Source organism: Rheinheimera riviphila, from assembly GCF_004005945.1.
Lineage (GTDB): Bacteria > Pseudomonadota > Gammaproteobacteria > Enterobacterales > Alteromonadaceae > Pararheinheimera > Pararheinheimera riviphila.
Genome location: NZ_SACS01000001.1, coordinates 487,217 through 503,330, shown reverse-complemented (window position 1 = coordinate 503,330; position 16,114 = coordinate 487,217). Strand labels below are relative to the sequence as shown.

Below are 16,114 nucleotides of genomic sequence, written 5' to 3'. Positions count from 1 at the left end.
AAGCAATTACTCGCGAAACTCAGCTAGCACCGGAAAATGGTCGGATAAATCCCAGCGTTGCCACAGCGCGTCAGCGGTGGTTCTGGGTACTCTGACCTCGTTCCGGCTGAATGAAGGTTGCCGGTGCGCTTTGCTGAAGACCACATAATCGAGATATTCCACCGTGTCATATTTCGCTGCGTAGTAATTAACTCTGGGATCAAAAGTTGAGGCGGTATAACCAGTGGCAGCAGGTACTGTGGCATTGAGGTTTTGCTGCATCGCCTGATAATCGTCGGCAAATTTCAGCTTATTCACGTTAAAATCGCCACCATAAAGTACGGTATCGGCAATTGAAAAGTTCTTCTGCTCCACAAACTGCCGCATCAGCCGGAACTGCGACTGGCGCATTTGCCGGGCTTCGTCGGAATCAAAACTGGCGGCATGCGTTGCCAGCACCTGATAAGCGCGGCCTTGTTTAATCACTTCGGCATAGACAAAACCTTTGTCGGCAAAACAGTCGGTGCCGGTACAATCCGGGAATACCACCTGCTCAGTACGGCCAATTGGATAACGGCTGACAATGGCAACACCACCATTGTAAACATTCACGCCATCCAGTGGTTTGCGCAAAATAGTCGTCTGATAAGGGTATTCGCTTAGCAGCGCACGCAGCATCGCCGGAGAATCGGCCGAAAAAGCTTCTTGCAACAGGATCACATCATAACCGCGCAGATGTGTTGGTAATTCCTGCAGTCGTGCTTCGATATCCGAAGCCACCAGTGGCAGCGCATAAATGTTGTAGGACAGTACTTTCAGCGTATTGGCGCTGGCCAGAGTTTCCGATTGGGTGTTGTGACTGATGGTGTAGTAAAAATCGTCATAACCACCGGTGAAGTTGGCTTTAAAACCAACAGTTGTGGGCTTTAACTGATAACGGGTCTGGTGGCGGGAAATTTGCCGATCGTTGCGCCATGGTGCCTGAAAATCGTCAGCACGCGCACTATGATCAATATTGCTGCCCACCCAGCTGCCGACCATTTTTTGCATTGCGATCACAGTCGAACCATTGGCCGTGAGCACTGTTTCGAAGAGATAACTTTGATTGCGTTTCACGCCCTGATTGCGGTTAAACGCCAGCACCCGGCGCGTCGCATAAGGTGGAATCGCGGTCGCTTCTTGCCGCCATTGACTGCCCATCGTTAACAATGAGCCACTGCTGAAATGGTTCACATCAACAGCCACATGTTCGGCGGTTGAGTTGGTTATATAGACATAACTGTCTGCCTGAGCCGCCTTCGATACCAGCAGCAACGCGACCATCCCGAAAATTATTTTTTTCATCACAAACACCATCAGCCAGAAAATGCTTGTTATTTATGGGTTTATTTTGTTTCAGATTTATTGGTTTAAGATGAACTTTTAGCGGATGTTTATGCTGTGCCGACGACTACTTTGGTTTTTGCGGAGCGGGTTGCTGCGCTTGCTCCTTTCGCCGTTGGCGCAAAAATCCGACTAAATTGCTGGCTAAAAACGCCAATTCCATCATGACTGCAACTGGCGATCCCACCAGAATATTATGATAAATCCAGGCGCAGGCGCCGATGGCCATACAGGTTCGCACCAGCAGTACTTTTTGCTGAAAACTACCGATGGTGCCGACGATGGCAGCCAGAAAGGGCAGTAGTTGCAGCGGGCTTTGGTAGGTCAACCACAACAGCAAGGTCGACAACACGATAAACAACCACATCAATATGGGTTTTGGATAATAAGCCGCCACCAGAAAACGAATGGCAGTGAAACCAACAAACAGCGCAGCGGCAAGTTGTCCTAACACCATAAAATGGCTGGCGTTCAGTGCGGCGGATAAAAACCAGCACAACAATATTGGCTGACGTTGTTGCAGCTGAAAAGCGCTGATACCGGCAACAAAGGCGAATAATGCCAGCAGTTGCGATAGCATATACCCAAAATCATTGAAGATGCGGGTAGGCGGCAACTGAACGAATCCCCAGGAGCTTAGCAGTTCTAAGTGACTGGGGTGAGCGAAGGCGGCCAACAACCCCGCAACTTCAAGGATGACGGGTATAAATGGGAAAGTCAGTTCTGGCATGTTGCTAAATCATGGTCGACTGAATCAGGCGCGGAATGTACGCAACCGGCGGCAGGAACCCGGGTGGATGTGCTGAGGATATGCGAGGACATGTCAGCACAGCTCATTTTTTAATACAGATAAACAGCGCGTTACCAGAGCTCTGGTTCCAGGGCACGATTTTTTCATAATCATGTTCCAGCAAAATCACTTCAAACGCAGGTTCCAGCAGCGCACGCAGCTGTGCAAAATTGACGGCGACCATCGGATGTTGATCCTGCCATTGTTGGGTGACCCCTTGGCTGGTTTTGGCAATCCTCAGGTTCAGGCTTTGCTTGTCGCCTAGGCCTGTATAAAACCAACCCGATTCAAAGATAAAGTCCTGTTGCTCATTGTTAGCAATCTGGCTGGCGCTATGACGTACTTTGGTATTGTTATCAATCAGGTCTTTATCCACCGCATTAAAACAAAATACCCCACCAGGTTTTAATGCCGCCAGCACTTGCCGAATACAGGCAGTTAAACCTTGCGTATCAGCAGCATAATGCAATGAATATAAAAAGCAGGTGATAAGGTCAACTGGCTGTTCGAGCTGAAAATCGCAGATGTTTTGTTGTAAAAATTGCGCTTGCGGGCAACGTTGCCGGGCTAAATCGAGCATCGGCTGGTTCAGATCAAGGCCGGTACACTGAAAACCAGCCGTCAGAAAATGTTCGATATGCGGGCCGGTGCCACAGGCTAAATCCAGATGCTGCCGGCCGCCGTTGCCAAAGAATTGCTGTAGTCTGATCACGCCATGGCTTTGGGTTTGATAATCGATGTCGGCACACATCAAATCGTAATAACCGGATAAATCGGTGTACAGGGCATTAAAGGACATGAGTGCCGCTCTTTGGGGTGGTGGGGCTGACGCCGGGTAGGCATTTTAGCTGAGGCTGGCGCACAAGCGAAGCCTGACGCGAGTTATAGCCGCAAAAGCAGCTTCATGTTATGTTTGAGTGCTGTTTTAACAGGCGACAACGCGGTCGAGTCTGGTTAGAATGAAGCCATCTGGATGTCTGAGGTTTGCCTATGAAAATCGCAAGTAAAATTATCCATGCCGGTCGCAGTAAAAAATGGACTGGTTACAGTGTCAACGTGCCGGTGGTGCGGGCTTCGACCATTGTGTTTGATACCATGGCCGAGCTGAAACATGCCACCGTCCATCGGGGCGATCAGGTGCCTTATTATGGCCGGCGTGGTACTCAGACCCATTTTGCCTTTAGCGATGCGATTTGTGAGCTTGAAGGCGGCAGCGGTTGTGCTTTGTACCCTTGTGGCGCGGCGGCGATCAGCGGCGCTTTGCTGGCCTTTCTGAAAACCGGCGACCACTTGTTAATGGTCGACAATGCTTATGAACCAACCCGCGGCCTCTGCGATAAGCTTCTGAAAAACCTCGGCATTGAAACCACTTATTACGACCCGCTCATCGGTGCTGGAATTGCCACGCTGATTAAGCCCAACACCAAAGTGATTTTCCTCGAATCACCGGGTTCACTGACGATGGAAGTGCAGGATGTACCGGCCATTTGCGCTGTGGCTAAACAGCACGACATCGTGGTGATGCTCGATAACACCTGGGCGTCGCCATTGTTGTTCCGACCTTTTGAGCATGGCGTCGATATTTCGATTCAGGCGGCGACCAAATATATCGTTGGTCACTCAGATGCGATGCTCGGCACCGCCAGTGCCAATGCCAAACATTGGCCTACGCTTCGCGAAGCCGGTTATCTGATGGGTTATTGCGCTTCGGCAGACGATGTTTATCTGGCGGCTCGCGGTCTGCGTACCCTTGGTGTGCGGCTCAAGCAACATCAGCAAAATGCGCTTGAAGTGGTGAAATGGTTGCAACAGCGACCGGAGGTGGCGCATATCCGTCATCCGGCGCTGCCGGAAAACCCGGGGCATGCTGAATTTATGCGCGATTTTTCCGGTAGCAATGGTTTGTTTTCCGTTGTGTTACATCAGGGCGATGCCAAGGCGATAGCGGCGTTTATCGAAGGCATGCAGCATTTTAAGATGGGTTTTTCCTGGGGCGGGTATGAGAGTCTGATCATTGCCAATTTAAATGTGCAGGCGCTACGCACCGCCACGGTCTGGCCTTATCAAGGGCCGTTGCTCCGCTTGCATATTGGGCTGGAAGACCCGGCCGATTTGATTGCTGATTTAGAGCGGGCGTTCAACCGGTTTAATCAAGCTTTAGTGACTCAATAACCCGGCTGCAACGCGCAAGCGCTTCAGCTATAGTGATTCGCATGCGCTCCAACAGGTGAGTCAAGATGCAGTCAGGTGGCAAGCGGTGGTTAGGCTTATTGCTGTGCGGGATCTGCGGCAGTTTTACGGCGGCTGAGGCGGTTGCTCAGTCCGTCGTTGAAGGCGTCGCTCAGTCTGTTGTTAAGTCTGTCGTAAAAAAGTGCCCGGTGCAGATCCGGTTGCCCTACAACAGCAACTGGTTACCCTATATCAAAGTGACCGACGAGACCATCACCGGCAGCGATATCGAGCTGATCCGCCAGGTGATGCAGGATGTTGGCAGCGAGCTGGTGTTGTTATCGATGCCGGAATCACGGGCATTAAACGATTTAGAAAGTGGCAAAGTTGATTTATTGTTTGGAGCCTCTTACACCGACGCCAGGGCACAGTTTGCCTGGTTCAGCAAACCCTACCGCCACGAAGTCGATGTAGTCATCGTGCATCCAATGGTGCTGCAGCGTTATCCAGAACTGACCAGCAAAACCGCATTTTTCGATTTGGCGCGTCGCAAATTGATCGGCACCTTTAATCCCAAAGGCTTTTACGGTGCACAGTTTGAGCAATTAAAACAGCTTGAAGTGGTACAACATCGGTCGGTGGCCATTTTTGACGCTGAGCAGCGCATGGCGCTGGTGTTAAGCCAAAGAGCCGATTTTACCCTGGTCGACGAGGCATCCATCCGGCTAAGCTTTGACGAACAGCCAATGTATCAGCAGTTGCAGATTTTGCCATTTGAGCTGTACCGCGCTGATATTCACCTGATGTTGAGCAAAAAAACCATAGATGCAACCTGTGTTGAACAGATCAATCAAAGCCTGAATAAAATAAGGGGGCGGAGCTAATTGTTTACTATACAAACAATTAGCTCCTCCCCCTTTTTCAATTGATCAGCTACGAAGTCGTGGTTTCTTTGCCAATCACCCGATAAACCACAGCACCAAGCACGGCACCAACAATCGGTGCCACCCAGAACAACCACAGTTGCGCCACGGCCCAGTCACCAACAAACATCGCCACACCGGTACTGCGCGCCGGGTTCACGGAAGTGTTGGTCACCGGAATGCTGATCAGGTGGATCAGGGTTAAACATAAACCAATGGCAACGGGCGCCATGCCTTGTGGGGCGCGTTTATCGGTGGCCCCTAAAATCACCACCAAAAACATCATCGTCATCACCACTTCACAAATCAGCGCTGCCTGCATGCTGTAACCACCAGGCGAATGTTCACCAAAACCATTGGACGCAAAACCGGCACTGACCTCAAAACCAGCTTTGCCGCTGGCAATCAGGTATAGCACGGCACCGGCGGCCAAACCGCCCAGTACCTGCGCCACGATATAGGGCAGTAATTCTTTGGCTTCAAACCGGCCACCGGCCCATAAGCCAATTGAAACAGCCGGATTTAAATGACAACCAGAAATGTGGCCAATCGCATACGCCATGGTGAGGACTGTCAGACCAAACGCCAGCGACACTCCAAGTAAACCAATACCAAGTTCCGGAAAGGCCGCCGCTAACACCGCACTACCGCAACCCCCTAACACTAACCAGAAAGTCCCAAAAAATTCAGCGCCATATTTATTCATTGTTGATCCCTTCAGCTTTTTTATGAAGCACAGCAAGGTTGTGTGCAATTTCAGTGAAGCAGAAAATTATGAATAAAAAAGGGGGCGGCGCTAATTGTTGGCTTTTTCAACAATTAGCGCCGCCCCCTTTTTATGGTTATTGCAGGAAGTTGTCGATATCTTCGCCGGTGAGTTTGCTGATTTGGGTAAATAAGTACCACATGGCTGCCATCATCAGCACCATGCTGGGCAGGGCGATCACCGGATAACTCAATGCCGTCATGGTGCCCAGTTCTTCGTTATAGGCTGGAGTACCGGGCGGGCTAACTAAAATCCATTTTGCCAGTAAATAATTCAGCACCGAAGACAGGAAAAACGAACCGGCTAACATTTGGTTGGTGACATCTAACTTGTGTTCAAACTGCGGCACCAGCTGTTTGCTTTCCAGCACTTGCTGCAGTTTTGCCATATTCAGCAGCTGGGCGTTTTCCAGCAAGGTTTTAATCAGATGAAATTTACTGTGCTGACTAAACCACACCAACAAACCAATAATGCCAGGCACGGCAGCTTCTTTAATCGCGATGTATTTGGGGTCGAGTTGCAGCAAACTCATACCGCCAGTTAGCAGCACGCTGATAATACCGACCACCGAAAAGAAATTCACTTTGCCGGATTTGAGCAGTTCCCACAGACCAAAACCGACCGGAAATGCCAAAGCGATCACCAGGCCCCAAACTGGGCCTAGGTACTCTTCCGTACTGAATTTACTCAGAATAATGACCGGCAGCACAATGTTAAAAAGTAGATTGCCAAGTAAACCGTTGGACTTTTTTTCGACAGGTGGTGTCGCAGATGGTGTGGAGGTATTCATGATATTCCTGGGTCAGGCCAATAACAGCTGACGATTCGCCCTTGTTGATAACGCTAGTTTTACCATATTGCGCTGGCGAGTTGCCAGAAAGACGATGAAAAACGTCTGTCCGACATGTGGCTGGTCAATGTTCGCTGACGGCACCTTTACCTAACCTTTACCCGCAATGTTTGGAGATGAAGCACGATCTTCACTATGTTTAGTGATGAAGGTGGTTTAGAGCAGCAGTTGCCAATCACAGTGGAGTGACTATGTCGATGCATATGAATACCTTGCCAAAGCTCAGCCGTGGCTGGCCATTGTTGTTGGCTTTAACTGCTTGTGGTGGTGGCGAAGCCGCACCGGCGCCGGTGGCAGTTGCTGTCAATCAACCGCCGCTGGTTTCGGCCGGTGCCGATCTGCAAGCCAGTGCTAAAGCCAAAGTCGCACTTTTGGGCAGTGCCACGGACAGCGGCGTTTTGCAATATCGCTGGAGCCAACAAAGCGGGCCTGTGGTCAGTATCAGCAATAGCACACAGGCCAGCGCTGAGTTTACTGCGCCCGAGCTTTATCGCAGTACGACATTTAGTTTTCAGCTGGAAGTCACTGATGCAGCAGGCCTGAGCGCCCGGGATACGGTGCAGATCACAATAAAGCCCTTGCCGATGACTGCATCTGAAGCGGCCAGATTGCTGCAACAAGCCAGCTTCGGACCAACAGCGGCCGATATCATTCAGGCCACTACCATGAGCGCCGAGCAGTGGGTCGCACAACAGCTTGCCTTGCCGGTGACCACCCACGCCGACAAACTACAAAACCCGCCAACTCAAGACCGGCCAGCACCAGTCTCTCGGCTGGAGACCTGGTGGCGGATTGCCTTAACGGCACCGGACCAATTACGGCAGCGCTTGGCGTTTGCCTGGTCGGAAATAATGGTGGTGTCGGATCAAGGCAATGGCCTGAATAATCAGCCGGTTGGGCTGGCAAATTATTACGACTTATTACTGCGATATGGCAGCGGCGCCAACAGTAGCTATCGGCAGTTATTGGAGCAAGTCACGTTATCGCCGGTGATGGGGGTGTATCTAAGCCACCTTGGCAACGAAAAACCAGACGTGGCGCGTAATATCAGACCCGATGAAAACTATGCCCGCGAAGTGATGCAGTTATTTACTATCGGCTTAGTGCAACTGGAACCCGATGGTAAACCCAGACTTGATAGTCATGGCCAAACTATCCCAAGTTATGATCAAAGTATTATTGAAGGTTTTGCCCATGTGTTTACCGGCTGGACCAGCGCTGGTACGGTGCGGTTTGACCGGCCGCGGCCGGATTACATCAACCCAATGATCGCCTTTGCCGACTTTCATGCCAGCGGTGAAAAAAAACTGCTGAATAATACGGTTTTACCGGCAGGACAAAGCGCGCAGCAAGATTTAACCCAGGCGCTGGATAATCTGGCCGGGCATGCCAATGTCGGGCCTTTTATCAGTAAACAGTTGATCCAGCGGCTGGTCACTTCCAACCCTACACCAGCTTATGTCGGGCGGGTCAGCGCTGTGTTTGCCGACAATGGCCAGGGCCAGCGTGGCGATTTAACGGCGGTGGTAACTGCCATTTTGCTGGACGAAGAAGCGCGTAGCGGCGATTCGTTACAAAACAGCCGTTTTGGCAAATTACGCGAGCCGCTACTCAAAACCACCCACCTTTGGCGATTGTTGCAATCTGCAGCGCCAAGTGGTCGTATTCTTACCTTTAATCTGGCCGACAGCCATGCGCAGGCACCACTGCAATCGCCGTCGGTCTTTAACTTTTTCCGCCCGGACTATGCGCCGACCACCGAATTACAGCAGCTGGGGCTTGTGGCGCCAGAGCAGCAAATTGTTACCGACAGCAACGCGCTGAATCTGCAAAACCATCTGTATACCCAAAGCTACCAGAGCATTTTTGAAGTGGTGAATAATCCGGGGCAATATCAAATGCTGGGTCGGTTTAAATCTTATGCCGATCTGCTGCGCCAGCAAGGGCTGACGGCGCTGCTAGACCATTATGCTTTGTTGTTACTGGCGGGTGAGATGCCATTGCAATTACGGCACATCCTGACCGAACTGGCGGCCGGGCTCAGCAACCAAAGTGCTGAGCAACAAGCGGCTGCTCTGTTGTATTTCATCCTGATTTCGCCGCAGTACGCGGTGCAGCGTTAAGGCGGAACCTGACATGGATCAACTCTCAAGACGCGACTTATTAAAACGGGCGTTGACGGGCGGCCTCGGACTAGCGGCGCTGTCATCTTTGCAGCTGACGGCGATGAGCAAAGCGCTGGCGGCGCAGTCGGCCCCCGTGAGCGGTTATAAAGCCTTGGTTTGTGTATTTTTGTTTGGCGGTAATGATTCGGCCAATATGCTGGTGCCACTGGCTGGCGATAGCCTGACGGCTTATGTACAGGCGCGGCAAAGTCTGGCTGTGTCCGGGGCTTTGCCGATCAGTCCGCGGATAGCTGTGGCCGATGGCATTGGTTTTCATCCGGCACTGGCGCCGTTGCAGCCACTTTTTTCGGCGCAGCACTTGGCGTTGATCAGTGGCGTTGGCACGCTGCAACAACCCACCAGTAAGTTGGAGGTGCAGCAAGGCAAGGCGTTGTTGCCGAAAAATCTGTATTCACATAATGATCAACAAGCCACCTGGATGCGCGGACAGGAGCCACTGAGTCTGGAGCGTGGCTGGGGCGCGCAGATGCTGGAACTGTTACAAACCAATGCTGAATTCAGTAGCTGTATCAGTTTATCCGGCACTAACTTATGGCAACGTGGCCAGCTGCTGCAGCCCTTTGGCATGTCGGCCAAAGGTGTGTCTGGTTTAACTGCGCACAATGGCGCCGGCAACCGGGCCACGCTGATGAAAAATCTGCAAGCAGCGTTAATGGCACCACAAACGCAGCCGCTGGCGAACCTGTATGCGCAGTCGAATAGTGCGGCGCAAGCACGTAGTTTGATTGTCGCAGACGCACTGACGCAGGCGCCGACACTGCAAACGGTATTTGCCCCCGACAACCATCTGGCGCAGCAGCTACAGATGGTGGCGAGGCTGATCAGTGTGCAGGCGACACTTGGCGTCGGCCGACAGGTGTTTTTTGTTGGTATGGGTGGTTTTGATACGCATGATGATCAAAATACCGTGCATCCGGCGCTGCTTAGTCAGCTCAGTGCTGCATTGGCCAGCTTTGCCGCAGCCACCACTGAACTTGGTGTTGCCAATCAAGTGACTACCTTTACCATGTCCGATTTTGGCCGCACTTTATCGTCAAATGGCGATGGTACCGATCACGGCTGGGCTGGCAATCAGCTGGTGCTGGGTGGTGCAGTACAAGGCGGCGATATCTACGGTCAGCTTCTGCAACAGCGGCTCGGCTCCGATTTGGATGTTGGAGGTGGCCGGATGATCCCCACCACCGCCAATGTGCAGCTGTTTGCCAGTTTAGCCAGCTGGTTTGGCTTGTCAGACAGCCAACGTCGGCAAATTTTTCCGGCATTGTCGGCTTTTGATGCATCGGTAATGCCGCTTTTCAGATAACTTTTTTACCTGTAAAAAAACCAGTGGTGCTGCGGATGAGGCAGCATCACTGGTTTTTTTTGCTCAGCTCTTGCCTTCTTACTGTATGTCGCATAGTATTTACTGGGTATCACACAGTGTGCGTCATACAGTATATGCCAAAGTGATTTTGCCAGGCTGATTTTAAAAGGATTCAGCAGCGTCAAAGCGGCAGGCTATAGGGATCAACCATGACCGAAAACCGATTAGACAAAATGCGTGGCGAGCTACGCCGTGGGGTGCTGGTGCTGGCGGTTCTGGCATCGCTAAAGCAACCGCATTACGGCTATTCACTGCGTAAACAATTGCAGGACGCCGGCATCGACATTGATGAAGGCACTTTATATCCACTGGTCCGGCGCTTGGCCGAGCAAGGCCTGCTGGATAGCGAATGGCAACAAGCCGAAGGCCGGGAACGGCGTTATTACCAACTTTCAGCGCTGGGCAGTGAATTATTGCAGCAACTTTCCGAAGAATGGCAACAACTCAACGGTGCGCTTGGCAACTTACTGGAGAAACAATAATGGAACTGGTGGATCGTTATATCAGCGCAGTACAGCGTTATTTACCCGAAGACAAACGTAGCGACATCGGCCGCGAGCTGAGTTCGCATTTGCTGGATCAGCTTGAAAATCAGCAGGACGAACTGGGTCGCAAACTCAGCGACGACGAAGTGGCTGCAACCCTGCAACAGTGGGGACATCCGCGGCAAGTGGCGGCGAGCTATATACCACCGACTCCTTTGGTCAGCTCGGAGCTGATGCCGGTGTACAAACAAACGCTGATTTACGTGTTTGGCCTGATCTTTTTGCTGCAGTGTCTGGGGAGCAGCATTCATTTTTTACAGACGGATTATTTCAAAACGTTGCAGTTTTTAATGCAGTTGCTCTTTGGTTTTTTTGATACGGCAGCGACTGCTTTTATGGTGGTGACGCTGCTGTTTTACGCTTATAGCGCTGGCGGGGCTGACAATAGCTGGTTACTGTCGAAGCAATGGCGGGTACAGGATTTACCGCCGGTCAGTCGCCCCTGGCAACACATGAGCGCCACTGATTTACTGACCGATTTGGCGACTTCAATTTTTCTACTCATTATTTTATGGTATCCGCTGTGGATGTCGGCGGAGACGTTGGCCGGTATCCGGGTGGCGCTGAATCCGGAAATTCAGCAATGGGTGCCATGGCTTTCGGCATTGTTAGTGGTGTCAGTGCTGGCCAATTTATGCTGGGTGTGGCGGCCGTACTGGACCAAACTTACCTTGAGCATCAATGTCGCGTTAAACCTGGTGTTCAGCCTGAGTTTTCTACTGTTGTGGCTATCACCGATGTTATTGGTAGGTACCGAAAATCCATTACCAAGACTGCTGACCATTGCCGAGTTAGATCGGGTACTGCGGAATATTTTCCTGCTGGCTGGGTTATTTTGCCTCTATGAAGTGGGCAGGGATCTGTACCGGTTACGGCAGTTATCCAGATAACACCGCCAACCAAACCTCTGCATCTAAATGCGGGCAGCAAAAAATAACTAACCTAGCCGCCCGCACTTGTCCTAAAAATCTCTGTCCGCTAGTCAGTTGATTTGCAGGAAGTTTTTTCTGTCATAAATTTAGATACAAAACCTAACAAGAATTCTGGTGTTAAAGCGAAGCGTTCTCAATTGCATGCGTATGATTTTATTCAAGTTTTTTAGCTTTAATCCTCGACATCCGGCGTCAGTTGACTAAAATACTCAACAATTGCTGCGACGCCTTTCTATACAGCCGTCGCTTTCACCCGCCCAAATCAGGAGCCAAGCCATGCAAGGCCATCCCGCTATCATCACCGTGCTGAATGAAGTGCTGACCTCAGAACTCACTTCCATTAATCAGTATTTTTTACACGCCCGCATCTACAAAAACTGGGGTTTGGCTGAGCTGAACAATACCTGTTATAAAAAATCCATCCGCGATATGAAACAAGCCGACGAGCTGATCGAACGGGTATTGTTTTTGGAAGGATTACCGAATTTACAAGCATTGGGCCGGTTACGCATTGGCGAAGACACCGAAGAAATGCTGCAGTGCGACTTAGATTTTCAGCAAGAGCAATTACCGCTGCTCAAACAAGCCATCGCCCTTTGTGAGCAGCATCAGGATTATGTCAGCCGGGAAATCCTGGTGGAAATTCTGGAACACGAAGAAGAACATATCGATTGGATCAACGCGCAGCAGTATCAGATTGGCGTGATGGGTCTGCCGAATTACCTGCAATCGAAAGTAGGGGAATAACACATGCACGGTCAACAACAGATTATCGACGCGCTGAATTTATTGCTCGCCAACGAGCTGAGCGCGATGGACCAGTATTTTATCCATTCACGGATGTATAAAGACTGGGGTCTGCACAAGTTATTTGAGCGCATCGACCACGAAGTGGAAGATGAAAAAGGCCATGCTTCCTTGATTATCGAGCGGATTTTATTCCTCGAAGGCACGCCGGATATGGTGACCCGTGATGGGCTGCAAATTGGCAAAGATGTACCGGCCATGCTGCAAAACGACCTGAATGTTGAATACGCTGTAGGTGTTTTACTGAAAAAAACCATGGCGTTATGTGAAGCACAGCAGGATTTTGTGACCCGCGCAATGTTGCAGCAACTGCTGGACGATACCGAAAACGACCACGCCAAATGGCTGGAGCAGCAACTGCGTCAGATCAAAATGTTTGGTTTACAGAACTACTTACAGTCGCAAATTTAACACTAGATCCTTGGCAGGGAGTAGTGTGAGGTGCTGGTGAAAACCCGCACCTTTTTTATTTCAGTTGGCTGCTAACATCAGCGCCATATATTGTTTTTTATATTCGGTTTGTGCTGATAATTCGACTTCAGAGAGTTGCAACTGCAGGTAGCCTTCAGTCAAGACCAGACTTTGGATTGATGTATTTAAGCGAGTGATAATTTCTGCACCGGCACTGCCCTTATTACAAGCAAAGTAAGCTGCTGTGGTGGCAGTTGCTTCCGCCACCGGAAAAGAATGAACCTGTTGTTTAAAAGCTTCTGGCAACATAAACGGATATTCAAGGATTAAATCCACCCGCTCCTGCACCAGCATTGGCCATAATTCCCCAATACCGACGCCACTTTGTCTGAGATATAAGTATTTCGATTTTTCCGGAGCGCGAAGCAGTGGATCCAATTCAACACCATAAGAACGATCGGCATCAAGTCCAAGCAGCACCCTGGCATTTTTTGCCCAAGCGGAATCTAAACTGACTTTACCAGACTGATCTCGTAGGAACTGCAATTTTCGCTGCATACGGCTATTTTTTAAAACATACAAGCGCAGGCTAAGTACCAGGGTAAATGGTTCACTATAATGGAAAAGTTGCCGCCGTTGCGGTGTGCTGAGCACACCGGCCATGCAGCCTTGTGGATTTTCCAATGTTAATTGCATCGCTTTGGTATGGTTCACCAGATGAAACTGATATTGCAGGTTTTTTGTATGGGTCAGAATTTCCCGGATAAGTTTTTTATCAATAGATTCATTCGGTTGCGCTGGCAACGTTAACCAGTTAGGGGGCATTTTACTGTAAAACGTTACTTCCATTGCGTTGCTCTGGCAACAGCAGAAAACACCGTACAACAACCATAAGGAAGCAAATTTCATCTGAAAAGCTTCTCCCTAGCCGACTTTATTTCAGCATAGTAAAAACTTCTGCTGTTTGCTGTTAATTCCTCTGAAAACGCCGAGGGTAGAATCGGGAGATCTATGGAAAAATCTATAGATCTCCTGGATTTATTTCAGCTTTTACTGCTGTTGTAAGTTTGATCGCCGCTGCTCGGCTTTTTTCTTGTATTGCTCGCTTTCCCGGAAAATTTGATGCAATTTTTCAGCTTCGGCATTGTAAGGTAGTATAAAACCAGCTGCTTTAAACAGTTCTCGATGTGCCGGCGACGCGACTCCTGACAATCGTTTGGTATGTTCACTGCTTAATTGCTTGAAGTTGCCTAAGAACTGCTGCACATCTTCTGAGCTTGCATTAAACATCATCATAAACATCATCACAGTCACATCGACTTCTTCTGCAGGTATTTCTTGCTGTTGTCGCATTAGATCCTGAAGTCCTAGCCAATCTTTTTTCTGAAGTAATGCAGTCATTTGCTTCGTATTGTCGAGATTCTCAGCAGATAAATCTTTCATCCGCTGCGATGACTGCTGCTGCATTTTTAAGTTGGTTAGATAATACCTTTCAGGTAAATCCCGGACTGTGGCAATACCAATGGGCCATTGCTCCGCTTTTGGACAAGCCGCAACTTGCTGTAATAGCTGGTTAAATTCAGTCTGCAATTGCTGCAGCGCCAGCAATGGCGTCGCGTCTGGTCCGTCTTTTTCAATTGGCAATGCTGGTTGTTGCTGCAGTAATTCACTCAGTTGCTGCGATTCTTGCTCAGGCAAGAGCAGCAGCCACTTGCTTCGCACGTCAGCAGACCGCGGCAAAATCCCTGCAGCCAATAAAGTGCGCACCTTGCTGATTTGTCGCGTCAGCTGTTGCTCTGAAGTGGGCAATGGAATGAGATCAAAAGCATTGGGGGCTTGTGGATGTATGCTGGCCGGGATACCTAAAGCACGCCAATAATCAAATAGCTCAGCACTGGAGTTTTCTGCCGCTAATAAGGTGAGATTGTAAGGACGAAAGTTGTCTTGCCACTGCTGCTGCAAATCGCCTTTATAGTGTTGCTGTACCATATCAATCAGCGGCAGTGGCAAATCCAGCGCGGTAAACGCTGCCAGATCGCCAAGAAAGGGCTGGAGACCGGCATCGATAAATTGCTGGATAGTTGAAAACGGGATCTGTGGATTAGCGATAACAACACGACCGAGCAAACTCAATTCCATATGCGTGAATAAATACGGGCGGTCAGCGGTGTCATGTTGTTGAATCAGTTGCAACAGTTGATCATAATCCTGCTTGCCGATGGCAGCCTGCACATTGAAGAACGTGTCTTTATCGACGTTGATGTTGATGTGCCGAATCCGTTGTTCGAAATGGGCAAAGTTCTCTTTTCTCGCCGATTGCCGAAACTGAAACACCTCTAAATCGCCACCAACTGCCTGTAAAGCTTGCAAGGTGACCGGCTTTTTAATACCAATTTTAATATGTAAATCAATCAGTTGATTGGTCAGACTGACCCGCTGTTGCTGCAATTTCTGGAAAGATGTCCCGAGCTGTTCTGCAGACGGGCAAGTTTGCACTTCGGCCCTAGTGTTGCCGGTCAAAGAAGGCTGGTTGTTTGGCGCTGAACTCGCCGATTGTGGCGGTAGGACTGCTGGGCTTGGTTGTTGTGGTTGCTCAATCGGGTTGTTGTTGGTTCCGACAGCGGCGCTCTCTGAACCTGGCCAATAAGCCCAGCCGAGCAATACCACGACCAAAGCCACGCCAATTTTGATCACTAACTTCATGAAAATCCTTATGTTTGGATAAAAGCCTGAGACGTACTCAGTCGCATCCTTGTAAATATCCTGTGATATGAAAACGTTTTTGTCTCTGTTTTGTCAACATAAATCGCTGGCAAAGTGTCGGCTGTGCGGCGGATTGCCTGCGGCGAGTCGCGCCCTACGCCAAAAACACACTTAACATATTGTTTTAGAATAAAAAATATCGTAGGGCGTACTCACCGCGTAAGCGGTAGTACGCCGAATGGCACTCACCGCGCTAGCGGTAGTACGCCATGATCCAATGTCAGTCGCCAGACGTTATATCTGCGGT

15 protein-coding genes are annotated in these 16,114 nt (G+C 50.0%); 8 read left to right on the top strand and 7 right to left on the bottom strand.

Features of this window, described 5'->3' with window-relative positions; translation table 11 throughout:
• Positions 1-6 precede the first annotated feature (6 nt).
• The 3 genes from EOE67_RS02135 to EOE67_RS02125 all read right to left on the bottom strand — a co-directional run bounded on the left by EOE67_RS02135 (position 7) and on the right by EOE67_RS02125 (position 2,951).
• Entirely contained in the window at positions 7-1,323 is a 1,317-nt protein-coding gene (locus EOE67_RS02135) for a sphingomyelin phosphodiesterase (RefSeq protein WP_127697383.1), read from the bottom strand.
• A gap of 106 nt (positions 1,324-1,429) precedes the next feature.
• Positions 1,430-1,942 carry a YgjV family protein gene (locus EOE67_RS02130; protein ID WP_164852192.1) on the bottom strand — a complete coding sequence of 171 codons (513 nt, stop codon included), beginning with the start codon at positions 1,940-1,942 and terminating at the stop codon, positions 1,430-1,432.
• Positions 1,943-2,195: 253 nt separating this feature from the next.
• The gene (locus EOE67_RS02125; RefSeq protein ID WP_127697381.1) at positions 2,196-2,951 is read right to left on the bottom strand and encodes a class I SAM-dependent DNA methyltransferase; all 756 of its coding nucleotides are present in this window, start codon (positions 2,949-2,951) and stop codon (positions 2,196-2,198) included.
• Between the two features lie 191 nt (positions 2,952-3,142).
• On the opposite strand from EOE67_RS02125, the gene EOE67_RS02120 reads away from it, so the two are divergent.
• Together EOE67_RS02120 and EOE67_RS02115 are read left to right on the top strand one after the other, a co-directional pair.
• On the top strand, positions 3,143-4,324 hold the full coding sequence (locus EOE67_RS02120; RefSeq protein ID WP_127697380.1) for a cystathionine beta-lyase: 1,182 nt from the start codon (positions 3,143-3,145) through the stop codon (positions 4,322-4,324).
• A 65-nt stretch (positions 4,325-4,389) separates the two neighbouring features.
• A complete protein-coding gene (locus EOE67_RS02115; protein ID WP_127697379.1) occupies positions 4,390-5,205 on the top strand; it encodes a substrate-binding periplasmic protein in 816 nt (271 codons plus the stop codon).
• A gap of 49 nt (positions 5,206-5,254) precedes the next feature.
• On the opposite strand, the gene aqpZ is transcribed toward EOE67_RS02115, so the two are convergent.
• Both aqpZ and EOE67_RS02105 read right to left on the bottom strand, forming a co-directional pair.
• Entirely contained in the window at positions 5,255-5,950 is a 696-nt protein-coding gene (aqpZ, locus tag EOE67_RS02110) for an aquaporin Z (protein WP_127697378.1), read from the bottom strand.
• Between the two features lie 136 nt (positions 5,951-6,086).
• On the bottom strand, positions 6,087-6,800 hold the full coding sequence (locus EOE67_RS02105; RefSeq protein ID WP_127697377.1) for a VC0807 family protein: 714 nt from the start codon (positions 6,798-6,800) through the stop codon (positions 6,087-6,089).
• A gap of 251 nt (positions 6,801-7,051) precedes the next feature.
• Between EOE67_RS02105 and EOE67_RS02100 the strand changes: the two genes are divergently transcribed.
• The 6 genes from EOE67_RS02100 (at position 7,052) to bfr (EOE67_RS02075) (ending at position 13,104) form a co-directional block, all read left to right on the top strand.
• Entirely contained in the window at positions 7,052-8,983 is a 1,932-nt protein-coding gene (locus EOE67_RS02100) for a DUF1800 domain-containing protein (protein ID WP_206099398.1), read from the top strand.
• A 13-nt stretch (positions 8,984-8,996) separates the two neighbouring features.
• Entirely contained in the window at positions 8,997-10,349 is a 1,353-nt protein-coding gene (locus EOE67_RS02095) for a DUF1501 domain-containing protein (RefSeq protein WP_127697376.1), read from the top strand.
• Positions 10,350-10,558: 209 nt separating this feature from the next.
• Positions 10,559-10,891 carry a PadR family transcriptional regulator gene (locus EOE67_RS02090; RefSeq protein ID WP_127697375.1) on the top strand — a complete coding sequence of 111 codons (333 nt, stop codon included), beginning with the start codon at positions 10,559-10,561 and terminating at the stop codon, positions 10,889-10,891.
• Positions 10,891-11,844, top strand: a complete 954-nt coding sequence (locus EOE67_RS02085) for a hypothetical protein (RefSeq protein ID WP_127697374.1) — start codon at positions 10,891-10,893, stop codon at positions 11,842-11,844. The genes EOE67_RS02090 and EOE67_RS02085 overlap by 1 nt, the downstream gene beginning before the upstream one ends.
• 318 nt (positions 11,845-12,162) lie before the next feature.
• A complete protein-coding gene (gene bfr / locus EOE67_RS02080) occupies positions 12,163-12,633 on the top strand; it encodes a bacterioferritin (RefSeq protein WP_127697373.1) in 471 nt (156 codons plus the stop codon).
• Positions 12,634-12,636: 3 nt separating this feature from the next.
• Entirely contained in the window at positions 12,637-13,104 is a 468-nt protein-coding gene (gene bfr / locus EOE67_RS02075) for a bacterioferritin (protein ID WP_127697372.1), read from the top strand.
• Positions 13,105-13,164: 60 nt separating this feature from the next.
• Here the strand turns inward: bfr (EOE67_RS02075) and EOE67_RS02070 are convergent, their stop codons facing one another.
• The gene (locus tag EOE67_RS02070) at positions 13,165-13,953 is read right to left on the bottom strand and encodes a type 2 periplasmic-binding domain-containing protein (RefSeq protein WP_127697371.1); all 789 of its coding nucleotides are present in this window, start codon (positions 13,951-13,953) and stop codon (positions 13,165-13,167) included.
• A 201-nt stretch (positions 13,954-14,154) separates the two neighbouring features.
• On the bottom strand, positions 14,155-15,807 hold the full coding sequence (locus EOE67_RS02065) for a hypothetical protein (protein ID WP_127697370.1): 1,653 nt from the start codon (positions 15,805-15,807) through the stop codon (positions 14,155-14,157).
• Positions 15,808-16,114: the final 307 nt, after the last annotated feature.